The following is a 15,666-nucleotide window of genomic DNA, read 5'->3' as shown; positions in this document are numbered from 1 at the left end:
ATCAAATCGTCGAATTAAACACCCATCGAGTTAATGACCTTATCCAGGTTTTCGTCCAGTACGTTAAAATACCGGATGGTGGCATTATAAACTTTTTGGAAAGCCGTCAGATTGACCCCTTCCTCGTTAAGCGAAACACCTGAGGTTTCATCTCTCATCGTGGAAATCGTATCGAGGACACCATTGGCTGTTTTGGAAAAATTTGTATAGAGTCCGACGTCTGTGGAAAGCTCACCCAGCAGTCCGGTTACGTATTCATGGAAGCTTCTCTTACTGCCGTAATCTGTCCCGTCCGGTTTCTTATAGTCATGCTCGGTGCTGTTCATTTCTGAAATCATCCTGAGGACATTGTCAGGTTTCCCGGTCGTCGTTTCTGCATCCGTACTTGTTGTTTTAATATTAGTTGGATCATCTAACCATGCCGTTGATACGCGAATATTAGCTGCCGTGATGTCAGTTGTGGAAGTACCATCTGTACTGGTAAACAAAGCAGTCCCATGAGTGATTGTACCTGTGGCAGTATCGGTATGTGTATAAAGTGCATTAATATCGTTTATCGTTTTTGCAAAGGTCTGGGCGAAAATATCCATTGACTTTGAATAGTAGGAAATTCCTTTTGCATCGCTTTCGCCTTTGCTTATATCGGCAAAGCTTCCTTTCCCATTGATGATGTCCAGATAGCCTTTGATCGAGCCATTGCTAATCGCCTTTTCTGCATTTTTATTAATCACACCCTTGGCATCCTCCAAAGTCAGACTGACTTCTCCGGTTTTGACATCTTTTCCGTCAACTTTTGTCGTTACTTCAACCATAGTCAGCGAGGCAAAATCGTCATTATCAACAATCGTAATTGGATTATCATCACTATCGGTGACATCATTCAGCGTTATCGATAAATGCGAAATGGTTAAATTCTCTGATCCCTCGACCTTTTGCGCTTTGGTCGTAACCTTAATATTGGCCACGGCCGAGAGCTTGTCGATCAGCAGATTTCGCTGATCGTAGAGTTCATTCGGTGTATTGCCATATATTTCTTCTTTCTGTATCTGATCATTCAGATTGGCAATATTCTTCACATAGACATTGAAATTGTCTGTTACAATATTGAGGTCTTCCGTCTGCTCTGCTCTGACGTCTTCAAGCTGATTTGCATACATATTGATGTACTGCGTCACTTTTTGAGCAGCTGAGCGCACCACCTGAGAAATATCTGAACTGGAGGTCGCATTTGAAAGACTTTGCAAAGTATTGGTAAAGTCGGATAATTGCCCCTGCAGCGCTTCATTCTCAGCTTCGTCAAAAACATCCTCAAGATTAGTCAAACTTGACTTCATGGTATTATAGGTGCTCGTTTCTGCATTTTGCGCGCGAAAACGGGTATCGACATAGGGGTCTCTTGACTGGCTGGTTCCCACTGCCTCTGCTCCAAGGCCGGAGGAGATCTGCGGATTTGCGTATTTTTGAACAGCCCCGCTGATTGTTACTGAATTGACGTCCACGCGTTGTCTGGTGTAACCTTCTGTATTGACGTTAGCAACATTATTTCCAGTTACATTGATCGTTGCCTGACTCGCTGCCATGCCTCTGCTGGCTACCTGAAATGCTTCAAAAGATCCCCTCATATTTTCGTTCTCCTTTTTTCGTTAAATGCTTTTCTCAAAAGTCCTTATAATTTCTGTTTTTTTCGTTTCTGTTCCATCTTCCTGATAGGTGATTTTATCACTTTTTAAATCAAATTGGGCAATGTTCTTATTGACCACATAAAGTTTTGTCTCAAGCAGCGTTTTGCATTTTTCTTTATAGAACTGCATTTCTCTGCTGGTTTCCCTGAATTGCTGAAGAAGGCCATCAAACCGCTCTTGTTCGTCCTGGGGCAGCTGTTTGATGACCTCTGAAAGATTGTTTCCGCTCAGATTCAGTTTTTTCATGTAATCAGCGACTTTTTCATCGAAATTCTTGATCTGATAGATAAATGTCTGCTGGTAATTGAGGTTTTGATTGAGTTCATCCAAACTATTGCTCTGTATCAGCATGAGTTCATCCTTCAATTTTGGTGTCAATTCCCGATGAAGCTTAATAACCCCGAAAATGTAATTGTAAAAATCTTCCACTATTTGTTTGTCATTTTTATTTTCAGACATATTAAGCCTCCTCAAAAATCAGTTTTTTTATTTTAAAATCGCATCTGCTATCTCGCTGGCAGCGACATGGTAGGTTCCGTTCTGAACTGCTTTTTTTATCTCACTCAGACGATCTGATTCTTTCACGGTAACATCGTATAAAACAGCAGACTTGGCAACGTTGATGCGGCTGTCTTCAAAAGATGTATTGTGATTGCTTGATATTTCAGTACTGTCAGTTTTGGTTTTTGCAATGCTGGTTTTATTTTCTTTGAGATCCGCTTTACGTGTCGATTCGGTTGCTGTTTCCTGGCCGATCTTTGACTGGACCGTGGTGTTGTTATTTCCCAATCCTATTTTCATGACTAAACCCTCCTTTTTCTTATTATATTGGCTTATTCTTAAATTCTTATTTTTTCTATATTTAAGTCATTTTTTTCTTCTGTAATACATATCGTCATTATAATAAATAACTTTAGAAAAAGAAATAAAAAAAGTAAAACGCATGCGTTCTTTTTTGTTTTTATTTTAAGCAAAAGAATGCATGCGTTGCGAAATTATTATGGGGGGAATTGCCGGCTGGTTGCGGTTGTTTTGGTATCGGCGTGGCGGGCGATTGATAATCGCCCCTACAGGATGATGATGTACGTTATTGTAAAACTGTTGGGGGTATTGCCGGCTGGTTGCGGTTGTTTGAGTATTGGCGTGGCGGGCGATTGATAAGCGCCCCTACGGGATGATGCTGGACGTTGTTGTTAAACTGATACGGTTTTATTTTGATAAATACCGGACGATTTCGTCTGAAATTCGGTCCAGGGGCAACTGCTTTTCGACACCGCCGATATTGTAGGCAACCATGGGCATGCCGTAGACGATGGATGATTTTTCATCCTGGCCGATGGTGTAGGCGCCCTTTTTCTTCATTTTCAGCAAGCCATCTGCACCGTCCCTGCCCATACCGGTCAGGATGACGCCAATGGCCTGTTTTCCCGCGGCTTCTGCAACGGATGTAAAGAGCACATCCACTGACGGACAGTGTCCACTAACTTTTTCTTCCTGCGTGCATTTGACATAATAGCCACTTCCGCGTTTGGCCAGACGCATCTGATAACTTCCCGGGGCGATCAGTACCCGCCCCGGTCTGAGTTCATCGCCATCCTGTGCTTCTTTCACTTCAAGCTGACAGGTGTTGTTGAGGCGGTCCGCATAGAGTTTGGTGAAAACCGGCGGCATATGCTGCACGATCAGGATCGGTGGCATGTCCCTTGGCAGTCGCGATACCACGGCATAGATAGCATCGGTGCCGCCGGTCGAGGCACCAATTGCGATGACCGTATTCAGGGTGTTAACACCGGTACCAGCAACGGCATTGCTGGGGGCATAGTCTTTTTTCAAATTGCCGACTTTCGCCGTCGAGGCAATTTTTATTTTCACGATGAGCTCATTGACAAAAGAATCCATTCCACCGACCCGGCTTAAATTGGGCTTTGTTACAAACTCTACTGCTCCAGCATCTAATGCATCCAGAATGTTTTTGGAAACTGAGCTCACGACAATAACCGGCAACGGGTATTGCGGCATCAGTTTTTTCAGGAATTCAATGCCATTCATTTTCGGCATTTCCACATCCAGTGTTAAAACATCCGGTTTTAATTTTATGATCATGTCCCTGGCCATGTAAGGGTCTGCTGCCGTCCCGACAACTTCCACATCCGGGTCTTTTGATATTTCTCTTGATAACGTTTCTCTAAATAAGAGTGAATCGTCAACGATCAGCACTTTTATCTTTTGTTTAAGCCTCATCTCTGACCCTCTTTCTATTTTTCTTCGAACAACTCTTCCACTATTTCTAAATCATCGCTTTTGAGCAGTCTTTCACAATCCAGAAGCAGTTGAACTTTTCCGGCCGCTTTGCCAATCCCTTTCATGAAGCGATTTTCAAAGCCGGTTTTGGTCGATGGCGGCGGAGAAATCATTTCATCGTCAATGCTCAGTACTTCTTCGACATTGTCCACGATCAGTCCGACCGATACCGAATCGATATCGATGACGATAATACAGGTGCGGTCATTGTAGGCAACTGGTTCTTTGCCAAACTGCAGTCTGACATCGATGACGGGGATGATCTTTCCTCTCAAATTGATGATCCCTTTAATATGAGGGGGAACTTCCGGCACCTTGGTAATGGACTGCATGCCAATGATTTCAGTCACATATTTAATTTCAATGCCAAAAACTTCGTCCTCTAATGAAAAAGTTAAATATCTGCCATGCTGGGTGTCTTCTTCCATATAGTCTTTTTCTAAAACATTCTCTGCCATTTTATTTCTCCTTCTATTTGAATTTTTTCTTATGATTTCATAGCTTACCATAAATCTCTTTGAATTAAATTTATGGTGTTCATTATTACTTCGACATTCCTGATCAATACTTTATAGATTAGCCTCAAGTAATCTTTTTTATTATACCCTTTTTTCGCCGGTCTGTACTCATTTAGTTTATAATTTTCGGAAATTTTTATTACTGAAATAAAAACCGCTGAACAAAACTGTCCACCGGTTAAAAAATCTTGTGACGCGACTAAAATTCCTCTATTCTTCTGTTGAGCGACTGAATCTTCATCGTGCCGGTCGCCAGATCAAAGTACTGAGTTCTACCAAAATTCAACCCGGTATCTTCAGCAATAATCGGAATTCGCAATTGACTTAAGGCCTGCTTGACACAGATGATGTTTCTTTCTCCAATTGCTCCCAGTTTGCTGCCCGGCTGAACTTCAAACATCTGCGCCCCGCCGGCAATTTTCGCAACCATGCGGTTGTTGCCCACGCCGGCTCTTTTTAAATCCTGCACTAGGTCAACCAGCGCTGTATCGGCAAATTTTTTCCGATTGATGTCTTTGGCCGAAAAGCTGGTACTGTCCGGCAGCATCACATGGGACAGACCGCCAATTTTGGTAACTTTGTCGTATAAACAGACTCCGACGCAAGAGCCCAAAGCATAGGTGACAATTACTTCCGGTTCTTTTGCAAATTTATAATCCGATATTCCCACGACGATTAATTGACTCATATTTCCAGTCCTAATTTTTGCATAATTATTTTTAAGGTGTTGATTTCTGCAAACATGATCATATTGCTTTTCAAATCGTTGGTTTCACCATTAAAATTTTCCTCAATGAACATTAATTTATCACCAATTGCCCCAAACTCAATAATGGGTACACTCATTAAGGCCCCGACCATATCAATGGCTATGTAGGGTACCGATACGTGGATGTTCAGCCCTGTTAATGCGGAAATGGCATTGACATAGGATGAACCTAAAATATTTCCAATTTCTTTTATTCCGGATATCTTCATTTCACTGAGTTCATCGCTGTCGTCTTCGCCGATTAGAATGTCCATGATGCTTTTCGCATCTTCCACATTCAGTAAAAACATGATCATCCCGTTGCCGTCGCCGCTGAAATTCACCAGCACCGCCACCGTCATGGTCTCTGCTCCGCCCAACGCCTGCACCGCTTCATCAAACCCGGTGATTTTTACGCTAGGGACACTCATATCCACCTTTTCGTCCAGAATTGTTGCCAGGGCCGTTGCCGCATTGCCGGCACCGATATTTCCTATTTCCCGCAACACGTCGATTTGCATATCGCTCAGTTCTTCATAATTGTTAAACAAATCTGCACCTCTTTTCTCCTTATTTTACCTTATATACCGATGATTCAGAATGCACCGTTGACAATGTTATCCTCGCTCCAGTATAGTTTACAGTGTTCCAGGTTGTCCAGTTCATGCTGGAACAGGGTATCGCCAAAATAGACCTTGACGCCGCGGTAGAGTTTTCTTTTGACGGCTACCGATCCGTAATATTCGGTATAGCTCTGTTTTTCAATTGCTTCGATTTCCGCTTTGGCTTGATCAATATTGCTTTGCAGCTGTTCACTCTGTTTCGCCAGTTCTTTTTTTACGTCTTCCAGTTTTTCGATTGCAGCGACATCGCTCCGGCTATGCTTGCTTTCCAGATTGAGCAGCATTGTTTTTACCTGATTCTGCTGTTCCTGGACGACTCCCAGTTGTGTTGTAGCTTCTTCCAGCTTTTTCTGTGACGCTTCAATGCCGGCTGAATCGATTATTTTGTCGCCCAGAATCCGGATACAGGTGGGAATCTCCCGTTCATTGCCGATTTCTTTGGCCACCAGCGTCCCTTTGCATTGTATTTCGCCGCCGATGATGACTTCCCGGGTGCCGGCCAGATTGATGTTGCCCTGACAGGTTATCTGCCCGTCAATAATGTAGTCGACGGTTATATCGCCGCCAACGCTGATGTGGGCCTTTTCGATGTAATTGCACTTCAGATTATTGCCGACGTTGACCTCACCGGCTTGCCCCCCGAAAATGCCCTTGGATATCAGAACGTTTCCGGCCGCTTCAATTTTCGCCTCTTCAACAACGCCTTTCACAATCAGGTTTCCACCTGATTTAACGGAAAAGCCACTGCATACATCGCCATCGATGGTCACATCCCCTGTAAAGGAAATATTGCCGGTTGAAAAATCGACATTGGATGTCACATGAAGCATCTCATTGATATGAATGGTATTGCCGATGAATTTGACGATTCCGTCACAGGTTGCAATCAATCTGGTTTTATCCTGTGTCAGCTCGGTGTTTTTCCCGGTAGGAACTGACGGTACTCGGCCTTTTTTCGCGGCAATAACCTGACCGTGAACATCCATCCCGTCAATGCCATCTTCTTCTTTTGTGATCTCACACAATACCTGGTCTTTTTTCACCATCTGAAAATAATTCAGATTTTTATAGTCAATTTTCTGGTCTTCGTCATCGTTGTACTCGGGATGATATTCGGCGTCCTTTTTGACAAAATACTCAACTGAACCGTCTTTTCCATCGATCACGGCGCGGCCTTCGGCCACTTTCATCTTGATGTTATAGATCGGCCGTTTGGCCAGTTTGTCAATCGCCGTTTCATTGATGCCGAACTCGATGCTGTTCTGTTTCAGCTCATCGATGATTTGTTCTTTTGAAAAAGTCGGTGTACTTTCTTCCGTTTTCAGAAATTTCACAAACCCGGCCATTTTGTCGTCATCCACAATCACTTCGATTGTGTTTGGTAATCCCTCTTTTACAGTTTTCTCTTCACTCATAATCAATCTCCACTCTTTTATTTAAGTGTATTCGTCTTCAGTTTGCCTGTTTTTCCTATCTTAGTTGATTGACGGTCTTTTCCATTTCATCTGTCGATTGAAGTATTTTTGAATTAAATGAAAATGCTTTATTGGCTTCAATCATTTTCACCATCTCCGTTGCCACATCGGTTCCGGACGGTTCCAGATAGCCGGTTTCAATGGTGCTCTCGGTATCAGCCACGGCCTGACCGGACACATTGGTTGCCGCATACTGGTTGCTCCCCAATAACTGTAGACCGTAGGGATTGGAAAAGTTAAATAATCCGATGGCGTCAGCATCAAAACCAGCGGTAATATCGATGGGGTTATTGTCCGCCCCGACGACATAATTTCCCTGGCTGTTGACAAGAAATTGCCGGTCGCCCTCGACGCTGATGCTGAATGCGCCGTCCCGGGTGTAGGTGACGGTATTCGTACCCTTGTTCTGAATCCCGAAAAAGCCGTCGCCGTCGATGGCACAGTCCATTTCCTGATCGGTTCTCTGCAAGCCGACACCTGCGAAATTGATCCCGTTTTTCTCAACTTTTGAACCGTGTCCGGTTGCGATTTCTGTGCCTGCTCCGCCATCGATATTTTCATACAAGAGTGATGAAAATGCGGTAACCTGTGGTTTGAAGCCATTTGTATTGACGTTGGCAATGTTATTGCCAATCGTGTCAAGGTAGGTCTGCTGGCTCAGCATCCCTGATTTTGCTGCATAATAACCTCTGATCATCTTTTTTTCCTTTCGTATATACGACGATACAACAACTGCAAAATTCAAAATAATTGAACAATCGTTGCTTTGATGTCGGTTTACACAAACAATTTCGTAACGTGTAGGCGAACAGTTCAAAGAACTGTCCGCCGTACAGTGTAGAAATTGTTTCGTGTAAATCGGCAGCGAAGCTCACGGTAGTAAAGCAATTGCCTTGATCGTTTTTGAATTAACCGAGTTTTCCGACTTTGTTGGCGGCGATCTCTGCGATGCTGTCGAATATTTTGAGCATCTGGGAACAGGATGAGAAGTTGTTCTGCATCGCGATGATATCGCTCATTTCCTCTGTCATATCGACATTTGATCGTTCGATCGTCCCCTGCATAATGCTGTAGGTTCCGTTTTGAGCGGCCTGAATTCCGGCCTGACTTTGATAAAAACCTTCGCCAACCTGGGTAAGATCATCGCCGTTTGCGACAGTGGCAATATAGAGTTGTCCGACTTCTGCGCCATTCTGGGTGATGGTGCCGTTGGCGCTGATGGTAAAATCGCTGCCGGCAAGGTTGATCGGCTGACCGGCACTGTTGAGCACATTGCCGACTCCGGGCAGAATCAGATTGCCAGTCGCGTCGAGTTCAAACTGTCCATTTCGCGTCAGCACCTGTCCATAATTTGCATTCTGAACGACGAAGAACCCCTGTCCCTGGATCGCGGCATCAACACTTCTGCCGGTTGCCTGAAAACTCCCCTGGGTGAAATCGGTGAGCTGGTCATCGTTGATTGTAATATAGGTGCCTGTTCCGATACCATCCTGGGCGATGTCCGGGTCCATGCTCATTCTTGAAACGAGGTATTCCCCGAAACTTCCTTTAATCGTGGACTGGCTTTTATAACCCGCGGTATTGACATTGGCTACATTCTGGGATAAAACATTGATTGCTTTCTGTCCCGACAGCATACCGGCGGCAGCTGAATAAGATCCTCTTTCCATCATTTTACCTCTTTTTTCATCGTATTAATAGTTAATCAGTTTGTTTTTCATTTTAATCATGGCCTGGGAATGTATCTGCGATACCCGCGATTCGGTAACCCCGATTACTTCGGCAATTTCTTTCAGTTTCAGATTCTCGTAATAATACAGCGAGACCACCAGACGCTCTTTTTCTTTCAACTGGTCGATGGCTTCCGCCAGTTTTGACTTGAGTTCATCAAACAGGATGGTGGCTTCCGGCGAATCATCGGATCTTTCCTCCGTAATCAGGGGGGATACCTCCATCATTTTTTCATTGATGGCTTCTTCATAAGAAAGGACAATTGAATTATGCCGCTGCTGCAGAATCTTCTGGAGATTTGCTTCTGATATGCCCATTCTTTCGGTAATCTCCTGATTAGTTGGCTCCCGTTCCAGTTCCACATACAACTCGCCGAACGTCTCTTCCAGTACTTTTGACAGACTCCGCTGACTCCGGGGCACCCAATCCTGCTTGCGCATAAAATCGATAATCGCGCCTCTGATTTTCAAGGTCGCAAAGGTTTCAAACTTGTTTCCCATTGCCGGTTCAAATTTCTCCACCGCATCAATCAGGGCAATCATCCCCTGGTTCACCATGTCATCCATCTGGCCGAAATTATTGTAGCTGCCCTTGAAGCGGAAAACGATTTTTTTCACCAGACCGGTGTATTGAAGGACGATCTCATTTCGGATCTCCGTGCTCCTGGTTTCCTTGTACAGTTGCCATTGATCCATAATATTCTCTTCAGAAATTTCGGCTACATTATTCTGTTCTGCATGATTCATTTTGACACTCCTTGTTTTCTAAAGGACTTTACCCGAAAGAAACACATTTGGGTTCGTTTCCGACCTGCAAACAAATTTATTTTTCCAGTTTAATCATACCAATCACTTGAATTTGGATGTTTGTATCAATTTCATTGAAGGACAGCACGGTCAAATCTGCCATGAACTGTTCGATCAGCCGCTTGAAGTAGATCCGCACAATCGGGGATGTCAGAATAATCGCATGATCGACCAGCTCCTTGAGTTTCTCAATTTGTTCCGTCACCTTCTCAACAATGGATTGCACCACCTGAGGATCAATTGCCAGGTAAGTGCCATGTTCATTTTTCTTGGCCGAGTTGAGAATGATGTTTTCAATTTCCTGATCCAGTGCAATCACCTTGATGCTGTTGCCATCGGTGTATTTTCTGGTGATGGTTCGCTTTAATTTCTGTCTCACGTATTCAGTGAGCATATCGGTGTCTTTGATATTGGCGCCGTGGTCTCCCAATGTTTCCAGCACGCTTTCCAGATCTCTGATCGGAATGCCTTCACGCAGCAGGTTAACCAGTATTTTCTGGAAATCTGCAATCGAAACGATGTTCGGGATGACATCATCGACGATGGCCGGATTTGTTTTGGAAACATTTTCCAGCAAGGTATTGATGTCCTGGCGGCTCAGCAGCTCATGGATGTATTTCTTGACGACTTCGGTCATGTGGGTCACAATCACGGAAAGAGAATCGATTATGGTATAGCCGAATACTTCCGCCATTTCTTTCTGATCTTCGGTAATCCATTTTCCCTTGATGCCGTAGGCCGGTTCAATGGTTTCAATGCCGTCGATGGGTTCGTTATTGTCACCGGGGTCCAGGGCCAGATAGTAACCGACCAGTACTTCCCCTTTGGCAATTTCTTCCCCTTTTATCTTGATGATATACTGATTCGGATTGATCAGACCGTTATCCCGAAGCCTGACCGTCGGGATGACGACGCCCATATCCATCGCGAACTGTTTTCTGAAGATGACGATCCGGTCGATAAAATTGCCGGAACTTGACTCGTCCACCATCGGGAGCAGCGAGTAACCGAATTCCATTTCGATGGGTTCAACCCCGATGATGTTATAGACGTTATCGATATTGCGGTAGAAATCAACTTCACTGGTTTCCTGCTCGACCAGCTGGGTCATCTGGTCGACTTCTTCCACCTGTACCTTAACATTTGCTTTTCTGATCAGAATAATGCCGAAACCGGCTAACAGAATGGCGATTGATAAGACCTGAATTTTTGGGGTTCCAGGAATCAAAGACATGGCTGCAATCGTTGTGCCGGCGATGATTAATACAATCGGCTGGGACAGCAGCTGTCTTTTCAGGTCTTCATTCAGATTGCTTTCAGAGGCTGCTCTGGTAACCACCATCGCGGTGGCGACTGAAATCATCAACGCCGGCAACTGGCTTACCAGACCATCACCAACTGATGCAATCGTGTAAACGGTCAAAACTTCATTAAACGCCATGCCGCCCTGAACCATACCAATGACGCTGCCGGCCAGCAAGTTGACCAGAAAAATGATAATCGATGCGATGGCATCGCCTTTGACGAGCTTAGTCGCCCCATCCATCGCGCCATAAAATTCTGCTTCACTCTGAATGTCTTTTCGGCGCTGTTTCGCTTCGATGTCGGTGATGGCACCGGAGTTCAAGTCAGCATCGATGGACATCTGTTTACCGGGCATTGCATCCAATGTGAAGCGGGCTGATACTTCTGCAATACGTTCTGCACCTTTGGTAATAACAATAAACTGAACAACCAGAATAATAATGAATACGATGAAACCGACAATTGCATTGCCACTTAAGACAAAGCTGCCAAAAGTGGCAATAACCTGTCCGGCCTGTCCGCTGTTTGATAAAATGAGACGGGTGGACGATATATTCAGTGCCAGCCTCAAGATCGTCGTGATGAGCAGCATCGATGGAAATATTGAAAAGTCCAGCGGACCTCTAATATACATGGTTGTCAAGAGAATCATCAGTGAAAATGAGATATTCAGAATAAACATGAAATCCAGAAAAAATGGCGGTAACGGTATGATAATAAAAGCGATTACGATTACTACAAAAATAGCAACCAAGTTGTTTATGATTTTCATGTGATTATTTTATCCTTCTTTTTATTACCATAGACCCATGCCAGCAGTTCTGCGACTGCTTTGTAAAGCTCTGCCGGGATGATGTCGTTGATATCTGTCATTTCATATAAGCCGCGTGCCAGCGGTCTGTTTTCTTGGATCGGCACATTGTTTTTTTCGCCGATTTCCACAATCCGCAGCGCAATCAGATCTTTTCCTTTTGCGACGACGATGGGCGCTACATCCTGATCCATATCGTATTTCAGTGCGACCGCATAGTGGGTTGGATTTCTGACAATTACATCGGCTTCCGGCACTGCCGCCATCATCCGGTTCATGCTCATCTGCCGTTGCATATTTCTGCGCTGGCCCTTGACCTGCGGGTCGCCTTCCATCTGCTTGTATTCGTCTTTTATTTCCTGCTTGTCCATTTTAAGTTTTTTGTTATAATCAAACATTTGATAGGCGAAATCGAAAATGGCTACGGCAATAAAAACCATGCAGATCGTTTTGACCATCGACATGGTCTGATCCATAATAAAGGCCACATTTTCAGCCAGCTCTGTCGTCATCATATCCGGCGCCAGCGGAATCAGGCTTTTTACCGTTGTATAAATGGCTACCAGAATCAGGGTGATCTTAATGATCGATTTGAACAGCTCAACCAGGGAACGCAGTGAGAACATGCGCTTTATTCCCGTAAACGGGTTAATCTTATTGAATTTGGGCTTGAGCAGTTCTCCCGAAACGAGAAAACCGGTCTGAATGCCAACCATAAATATCATCAGCACCCCGATGGCCAGCATTACCGGCAACGCTGAGATGAAATAAACTTCCAGCACTTCCCGAAAAATCTGACCACAGGTTGTGACTGTCAACGTCTGTACATCAGCAATCTTATCCACCTGAAAAATGAAATAATGCTTGACCTGCTGATAGGTGAACGGCACCAGCAGAGTGATTAAAAAAAAGCCCGCAAACAGAATGACGACACTGACAACATCCTTGCTTTGAAAGACATTCCCTTTTTTTCGCTCGTCTTTTTTCTTTTTCGGGGTCGCTTTTTCAGTTTTTTCTCCGCCTGCCATATTTTTCTCCGATTATTAAATTTCTCACATGAAGAACGAGAGCATCTGCGTGATTTTCTCCATCATGATCATGTTCATTTTAGTCATAAAACCTGCCAGAGTCGGAATAATTGTCAGAATTATAATCAAGCCGATGATGATTTTAAGCTGCAGATTGATAACAAATACGCTGATATTCGGCACCAGCCGCATCATGATTCCCACTGCAAACTCGGCAATCAGTTCCACCACAACGATCGGCATTGCCACCTGCAAGGCGTATAAAAAAATATAACTGATGAGTTCGACAAAAAAGACCCCAACGTGCGGGTCGATGGTTCCCAAACCAACGGGAATGACCTGATAGGACTTGATAACGACATTGAACAAAGCAATGTGACAGTCGGAAACGAAAAACAGTAACACGTACATCGCTCCGAACATGTTTCCCGTCCAGGTGATATTCGCTTTTGTTGACGGGTCATACATCGATGCCATACTCAATCCGATTTGCATATCGATCAATTCTCCACTGATCTGAAAAGCCGAGAGAAAGAACTGCATGATAAAACCGATCAACAAACCAATTGCAAAGCCCTGAAGCATTGCGCCGACAAATTCGATGATTGAATAGTCGATGACCTGAGTATTTCCAATTTGATAAACCGAGAACATTGCCAGGACTAAAGACAACCCGATCTTGAGCACATTAGGAACACTTCCTCTTCCGAAAATCGGGTTGAAGAAGATCACTCCGGCTGCCCTGCAACTGGCTAATAGAAATATCAAATATAGATTCATATCAAACGTCACGCGCGTCACCCATTTTATTGTCTTTTAAATTTGTGTGGCAATCAACTCAAAAATCCGCATGGTGAAATCCATCAACTGCTGCAGCATCCAGCCCCCACACAATACCAGGGCAACTGCAACGACCGCCAGTTTTGGCACAAATGTCATGGTCTGTTCATTGATCGAGGTTGCTGCCTGGATGATGGCAATGATCAGGCCGATCAGCATGGTCAGGATAAGAATCGGCGCCGATACTTTTAATCCGGTAATCACTGCGTCTCTGAAAATCTCAATTAATTCTGCTGTTCCCAATCTGATTCTCCTTTCTCTAGTTATAGGTCATGATCAGCGTTTTGACTAAAAGTCCCCAGCCATCCACGACGACAAATAACATCAGTTTAAAGGGTAAAGAAATCATAACCGGCGGAAGCATAATCATCCCCATGGACATCAATACGCTGGCCACAATCATATCGATGAGCAGAAATGGGATATAAATCAGAAAGCCAATAATGAATGCCCTTTTCAGCTCGCTGATTACGAATGCCGGAACAACCACCGTCAAAGGCAGATTCTGTGCGGTCAGGTTTGCCACCTCTGTTTGGCCGGCCTGGACCGACAGGGTCTTGAACAAATCCACGTCTTCTGTTGTTGTCTGTTTCAGCATCCATTCCTTGATCGGCGATGACGCCAAATCAACAAACTGCGTCGTGTTGATGGTTCCCGCGTTATAGGGTTGCAAAGCAACGTTGTTGATCTGAATAAATACCGGTGACATCACAAAGAAGGTGATGGCCAACGCCAACCCAACCAGAACCTGATTCGGTGGTGTCTGTTGCAGTCCCAGTGCATTTCTCAGAAATGAAAGCACGATCACGATCCGGCCAAAGCAGGTCATCATCAGTAAAATAGTAGGAATTATGGCAATCAGCGTCATCAGCACGATGATCTTGACCGTATCCGAGCTTTCTCCAGCCAGCAGGCTTTCAATCGAAAAATCTGCACAATACGCTTTTGTCATGGTGAGAAAAAACAAAAAGGTAAGAACAGGCATTATGACAAGGGCTTTTGTGAAAAGCACCTTTCCTTTGTGAATTGCTTTTTTTCTTAAATTCATACTATTTTTCCTTTTGAGTAAATGATTTAAAGACACTCAAAAAGCTTTCTTTTGATATTTCTTGTTTTTTTTCTTCCGGAATCGGTTCTTCCAGCTGCGTCAGAATCTGGATGTTCTGTTCACTGACACCAACCATGTATTGAATCCCCGCAACCTCAATGATTACAATTGATCCTGTTTTTCCGACGATCAGTCTGTCCACCACTTTGATGTGTTTTGCGCCAGTTAAGGATCCATGGGTTTTGGCAAAACGGGTGGCGTACCATCGGCTGCCGTAATAAGTTAAAATAATCACGCCAATGGTTCCAAAAAGTGCTAAAACTACAGAAAAGGTATCGCCGCTACTCACTTTGGACCTTCTTTCTTCTATTTCCCAAGGGCACTGTTAACGGTCTGCAGCAGTCTGTCTGCTTTAAATGGTTTGACAATAAAATCAAGTGCGCCGTTCTTGATGGCTTCCACTACCATGCCCTCCTGCCCCATGGCCGAACACATAATAATCTTGGCCTGTGGTTCTATGGCTTTAATCGCCTGTAGTGTTTCGATGCCATCCATAACCGGCATGGTAATGTCCAGCAGTACTAAATCCGGATGATTCTCCTTGTATTCTCCAAGGGCAATTTCTCCGTTTTCGGCTTCAATAAAATTTGAATAGCCTCCCTTTTTCAGGCTGTCTTTGATCATCATACGCATAAATGCGGCATCATCAACGATTAATATCTTGTCCATTATTTTCTCCTTCTATCCATT

19 protein-coding genes are annotated in these 15,666 nt (G+C 44.2%); 1 reads left to right on the top strand and 18 read right to left on the bottom strand.

Features of this window, described 5'->3' with window-relative positions:
* Positions 1-14: 14 nt before the first annotated feature.
* From flgK to GH808_RS11275, 3 genes are read right to left on the bottom strand one after another with little or no spacing between them, the layout of a single operon-like run.
* Positions 15-1,622, bottom strand: a complete 1,608-nt coding sequence (flgK, locus tag GH808_RS11285) for a flagellar hook-associated protein FlgK (RefSeq protein WP_186842897.1) — start codon at positions 1,620-1,622, stop codon at positions 15-17.
* 21 nt (positions 1,623-1,643) lie between these two features.
* The gene (gene flgN, locus GH808_RS11280) at positions 1,644-2,141 is read right to left on the bottom strand and encodes a flagellar export chaperone FlgN (RefSeq protein WP_186842896.1); all 498 of its coding nucleotides are present in this window, start codon (positions 2,139-2,141) and stop codon (positions 1,644-1,646) included.
* Positions 2,142-2,168: 27 nt separating this feature from the next.
* Positions 2,169-2,483 (bottom strand): flagellar biosynthesis anti-sigma factor FlgM, encoded by a 315-nt coding sequence (locus GH808_RS11275; RefSeq protein ID WP_186842895.1) that lies wholly within the window; start codon positions 2,481-2,483, stop codon positions 2,169-2,171.
* 186 nt (positions 2,484-2,669) lie between these two features.
* Between GH808_RS11275 and GH808_RS11270 the strand changes: the two genes are divergently transcribed.
* Positions 2,670-2,840, top strand: coding sequence for a hypothetical protein (locus GH808_RS11270; protein ID WP_186842894.1), 171 nt, complete (start codon positions 2,670-2,672; stop codon positions 2,838-2,840).
* A gap of 51 nt (positions 2,841-2,891) precedes the next feature.
* Here GH808_RS11270 and GH808_RS11265 read toward each other — a convergent pair whose 3' ends face one another.
* The 15 genes from GH808_RS11265 to GH808_RS11195 all read right to left on the bottom strand — a co-directional run bounded on the left by GH808_RS11265 (position 2,892) and on the right by GH808_RS11195 (position 15,645).
* Positions 2,892-3,923: a protein-glutamate methylesterase/protein-glutamine glutaminase gene (locus GH808_RS11265; RefSeq protein ID WP_186842893.1), complete on the bottom strand. Its 1,032-nt coding sequence runs from the start codon at positions 3,921-3,923 to the stop codon at positions 2,892-2,894.
* Between the two features lie 14 nt (positions 3,924-3,937).
* Positions 3,938-4,441: a chemotaxis protein CheW gene (locus GH808_RS11260; protein WP_186842892.1), complete on the bottom strand. Its 504-nt coding sequence runs from the start codon at positions 4,439-4,441 to the stop codon at positions 3,938-3,940.
* Positions 4,442-4,700: 259 nt separating this feature from the next.
* Positions 4,701-5,189 (bottom strand): chemotaxis protein CheD, encoded by a 489-nt coding sequence (locus GH808_RS11255; protein ID WP_186842891.1) that lies wholly within the window; start codon positions 5,187-5,189, stop codon positions 4,701-4,703.
* Complete coding sequence (locus tag GH808_RS11250) at positions 5,186-5,800, bottom strand: chemotaxis protein CheC (RefSeq protein ID WP_186842890.1); 615 nt, start codon at positions 5,798-5,800, stop codon at positions 5,186-5,188. The genes GH808_RS11255 and GH808_RS11250 overlap by 4 nt, the downstream gene beginning before the upstream one ends.
* Positions 5,801-5,844: 44 nt before the next feature.
* Entirely contained in the window at positions 5,845-7,287 is a 1,443-nt protein-coding gene (locus GH808_RS11245) for a FapA family protein (protein ID WP_186842889.1), read from the bottom strand.
* 55 nt (positions 7,288-7,342) lie between these two features.
* Positions 7,343-8,044: a flagellar hook-basal body protein gene (locus tag GH808_RS11240; protein WP_186842888.1), complete on the bottom strand. Its 702-nt coding sequence runs from the start codon at positions 8,042-8,044 to the stop codon at positions 7,343-7,345.
* A 211-nt stretch (positions 8,045-8,255) separates the two neighbouring features.
* On the bottom strand, positions 8,256-9,020 hold the full coding sequence (locus GH808_RS11235; RefSeq protein ID WP_186842887.1) for a flagellar hook-basal body protein: 765 nt from the start codon (positions 9,018-9,020) through the stop codon (positions 8,256-8,258).
* A 21-nt stretch (positions 9,021-9,041) separates the two neighbouring features.
* Positions 9,042-9,824 carry a sigma-70 family RNA polymerase sigma factor gene (locus GH808_RS11230; protein ID WP_186842886.1) on the bottom strand — a complete coding sequence of 261 codons (783 nt, stop codon included), beginning with the start codon at positions 9,822-9,824 and terminating at the stop codon, positions 9,042-9,044.
* 76 nt (positions 9,825-9,900) lie between these two features.
* Entirely contained in the window at positions 9,901-11,961 is a 2,061-nt protein-coding gene (flhA, locus tag GH808_RS11225; protein WP_186842885.1) for a flagellar biosynthesis protein FlhA, read from the bottom strand.
* Positions 11,958-13,028: a flagellar biosynthesis protein FlhB gene (flhB, locus tag GH808_RS11220; protein ID WP_186842884.1), complete on the bottom strand. Its 1,071-nt coding sequence runs from the start codon at positions 13,026-13,028 to the stop codon at positions 11,958-11,960. Before flhB ends, flhA begins: the two co-directional genes overlap by 4 nt.
* A gap of 24 nt (positions 13,029-13,052) precedes the next feature.
* Positions 13,053-13,808, bottom strand: a complete 756-nt coding sequence (gene fliR, locus GH808_RS11215) for a flagellar biosynthetic protein FliR (RefSeq protein WP_186842883.1) — start codon at positions 13,806-13,808, stop codon at positions 13,053-13,055.
* A gap of 36 nt (positions 13,809-13,844) precedes the next feature.
* Positions 13,845-14,111: a flagellar biosynthesis protein FliQ gene (gene fliQ / locus GH808_RS11210; protein WP_186842882.1), complete on the bottom strand. Its 267-nt coding sequence runs from the start codon at positions 14,109-14,111 to the stop codon at positions 13,845-13,847.
* Between the two features lie 16 nt (positions 14,112-14,127).
* Complete coding sequence (gene fliP, locus GH808_RS11205) at positions 14,128-14,916, bottom strand: flagellar type III secretion system pore protein FliP (RefSeq protein WP_207722315.1); 789 nt, start codon at positions 14,914-14,916, stop codon at positions 14,128-14,130.
* A gap of 1 nt (position 14,917) precedes the next feature.
* On the bottom strand, positions 14,918-15,265 hold the full coding sequence (locus GH808_RS15415; RefSeq protein ID WP_186842881.1) for a FliO/MopB family protein: 348 nt from the start codon (positions 15,263-15,265) through the stop codon (positions 14,918-14,920).
* 17 nt (positions 15,266-15,282) lie between these two features.
* Positions 15,283-15,645 carry a response regulator gene (locus tag GH808_RS11195; protein ID WP_207722314.1) on the bottom strand — a complete coding sequence of 121 codons (363 nt, stop codon included), beginning with the start codon at positions 15,643-15,645 and terminating at the stop codon, positions 15,283-15,285.
* Between the last annotated feature and the right edge of the window lie 21 nt (positions 15,646-15,666).

This window comes from Acetobacterium fimetarium, from assembly GCF_014284475.1.
Lineage (GTDB): Bacteria > Bacillota > Clostridia > Eubacteriales > Eubacteriaceae > Acetobacterium > Acetobacterium fimetarium.
Note: the sequence above shows the minus strand (reverse complement) of the source record. Positions and strands in the feature narration are given on the sequence as shown.

Excerpts from the sequence above, each read along its gene's own strand:
- flgK (WP_186842897.1), bottom strand. The coding sequence starts at position 1,622 with ATGAGGGGATCTTTTGAAGCATTTCAGGTAGCCAGCAGAGGCATGGCA.
- fliP (WP_207722315.1), bottom strand. The coding sequence starts at position 14,916 with ATGAATTTAAGAAAAAAAGCAATTCACAAAGGAAAGGTGCTTTTCACA.
- flhA (WP_186842885.1), bottom strand. The coding sequence starts at position 11,961 with ATGAAAATCATAAACAACTTGGTTGCTATTTTTGTAGTAATCGTAATC.
- GH808_RS11275 (WP_186842895.1), bottom strand. The coding sequence starts at position 2,483 with ATGAAAATAGGATTGGGAAATAACAACACCACGGTCCAGTCAAAGATC.
- GH808_RS11195 (WP_207722314.1), bottom strand. The coding sequence starts at position 15,645 with ATGGACAAGATATTAATCGTTGATGATGCCGCATTTATGCGTATGATG.
- fliR (WP_186842883.1), bottom strand. The coding sequence starts at position 13,808 with ATGAATCTATATTTGATATTTCTATTAGCCAGTTGCAGGGCAGCCGGA.
- GH808_RS11245 (WP_186842889.1), bottom strand. The coding sequence starts at position 7,287 with ATGAGTGAAGAGAAAACTGTAAAAGAGGGATTACCAAACACAATCGAA.
- GH808_RS11240 (WP_186842888.1), bottom strand. The coding sequence starts at position 8,044 with ATGATCAGAGGTTATTATGCAGCAAAATCAGGGATGCTGAGCCAGCAG.
- GH808_RS11265 (WP_186842893.1), bottom strand. The coding sequence starts at position 3,923 with ATGAGGCTTAAACAAAAGATAAAAGTGCTGATCGTTGACGATTCACTC.
- GH808_RS11255 (WP_186842891.1), bottom strand. The coding sequence starts at position 5,189 with ATGAGTCAATTAATCGTCGTGGGAATATCGGATTATAAATTTGCAAAA.
- flgN (WP_186842896.1), bottom strand. The coding sequence starts at position 2,141 with ATGTCTGAAAATAAAAATGACAAACAAATAGTGGAAGATTTTTACAAT.
- flhB (WP_186842884.1), bottom strand. The coding sequence starts at position 13,028 with ATGGCAGGCGGAGAAAAAACTGAAAAAGCGACCCCGAAAAAGAAAAAA.
- GH808_RS11230 (WP_186842886.1), bottom strand. The coding sequence starts at position 9,824 with ATGAATCATGCAGAACAGAATAATGTAGCCGAAATTTCTGAAGAGAAT.
- GH808_RS11235 (WP_186842887.1), bottom strand. The coding sequence starts at position 9,020 with ATGATGGAAAGAGGATCTTATTCAGCTGCCGCCGGTATGCTGTCGGGA.
- GH808_RS11260 (WP_186842892.1), bottom strand. The coding sequence starts at position 4,441 with ATGGCAGAGAATGTTTTAGAAAAAGACTATATGGAAGAAGACACCCAG.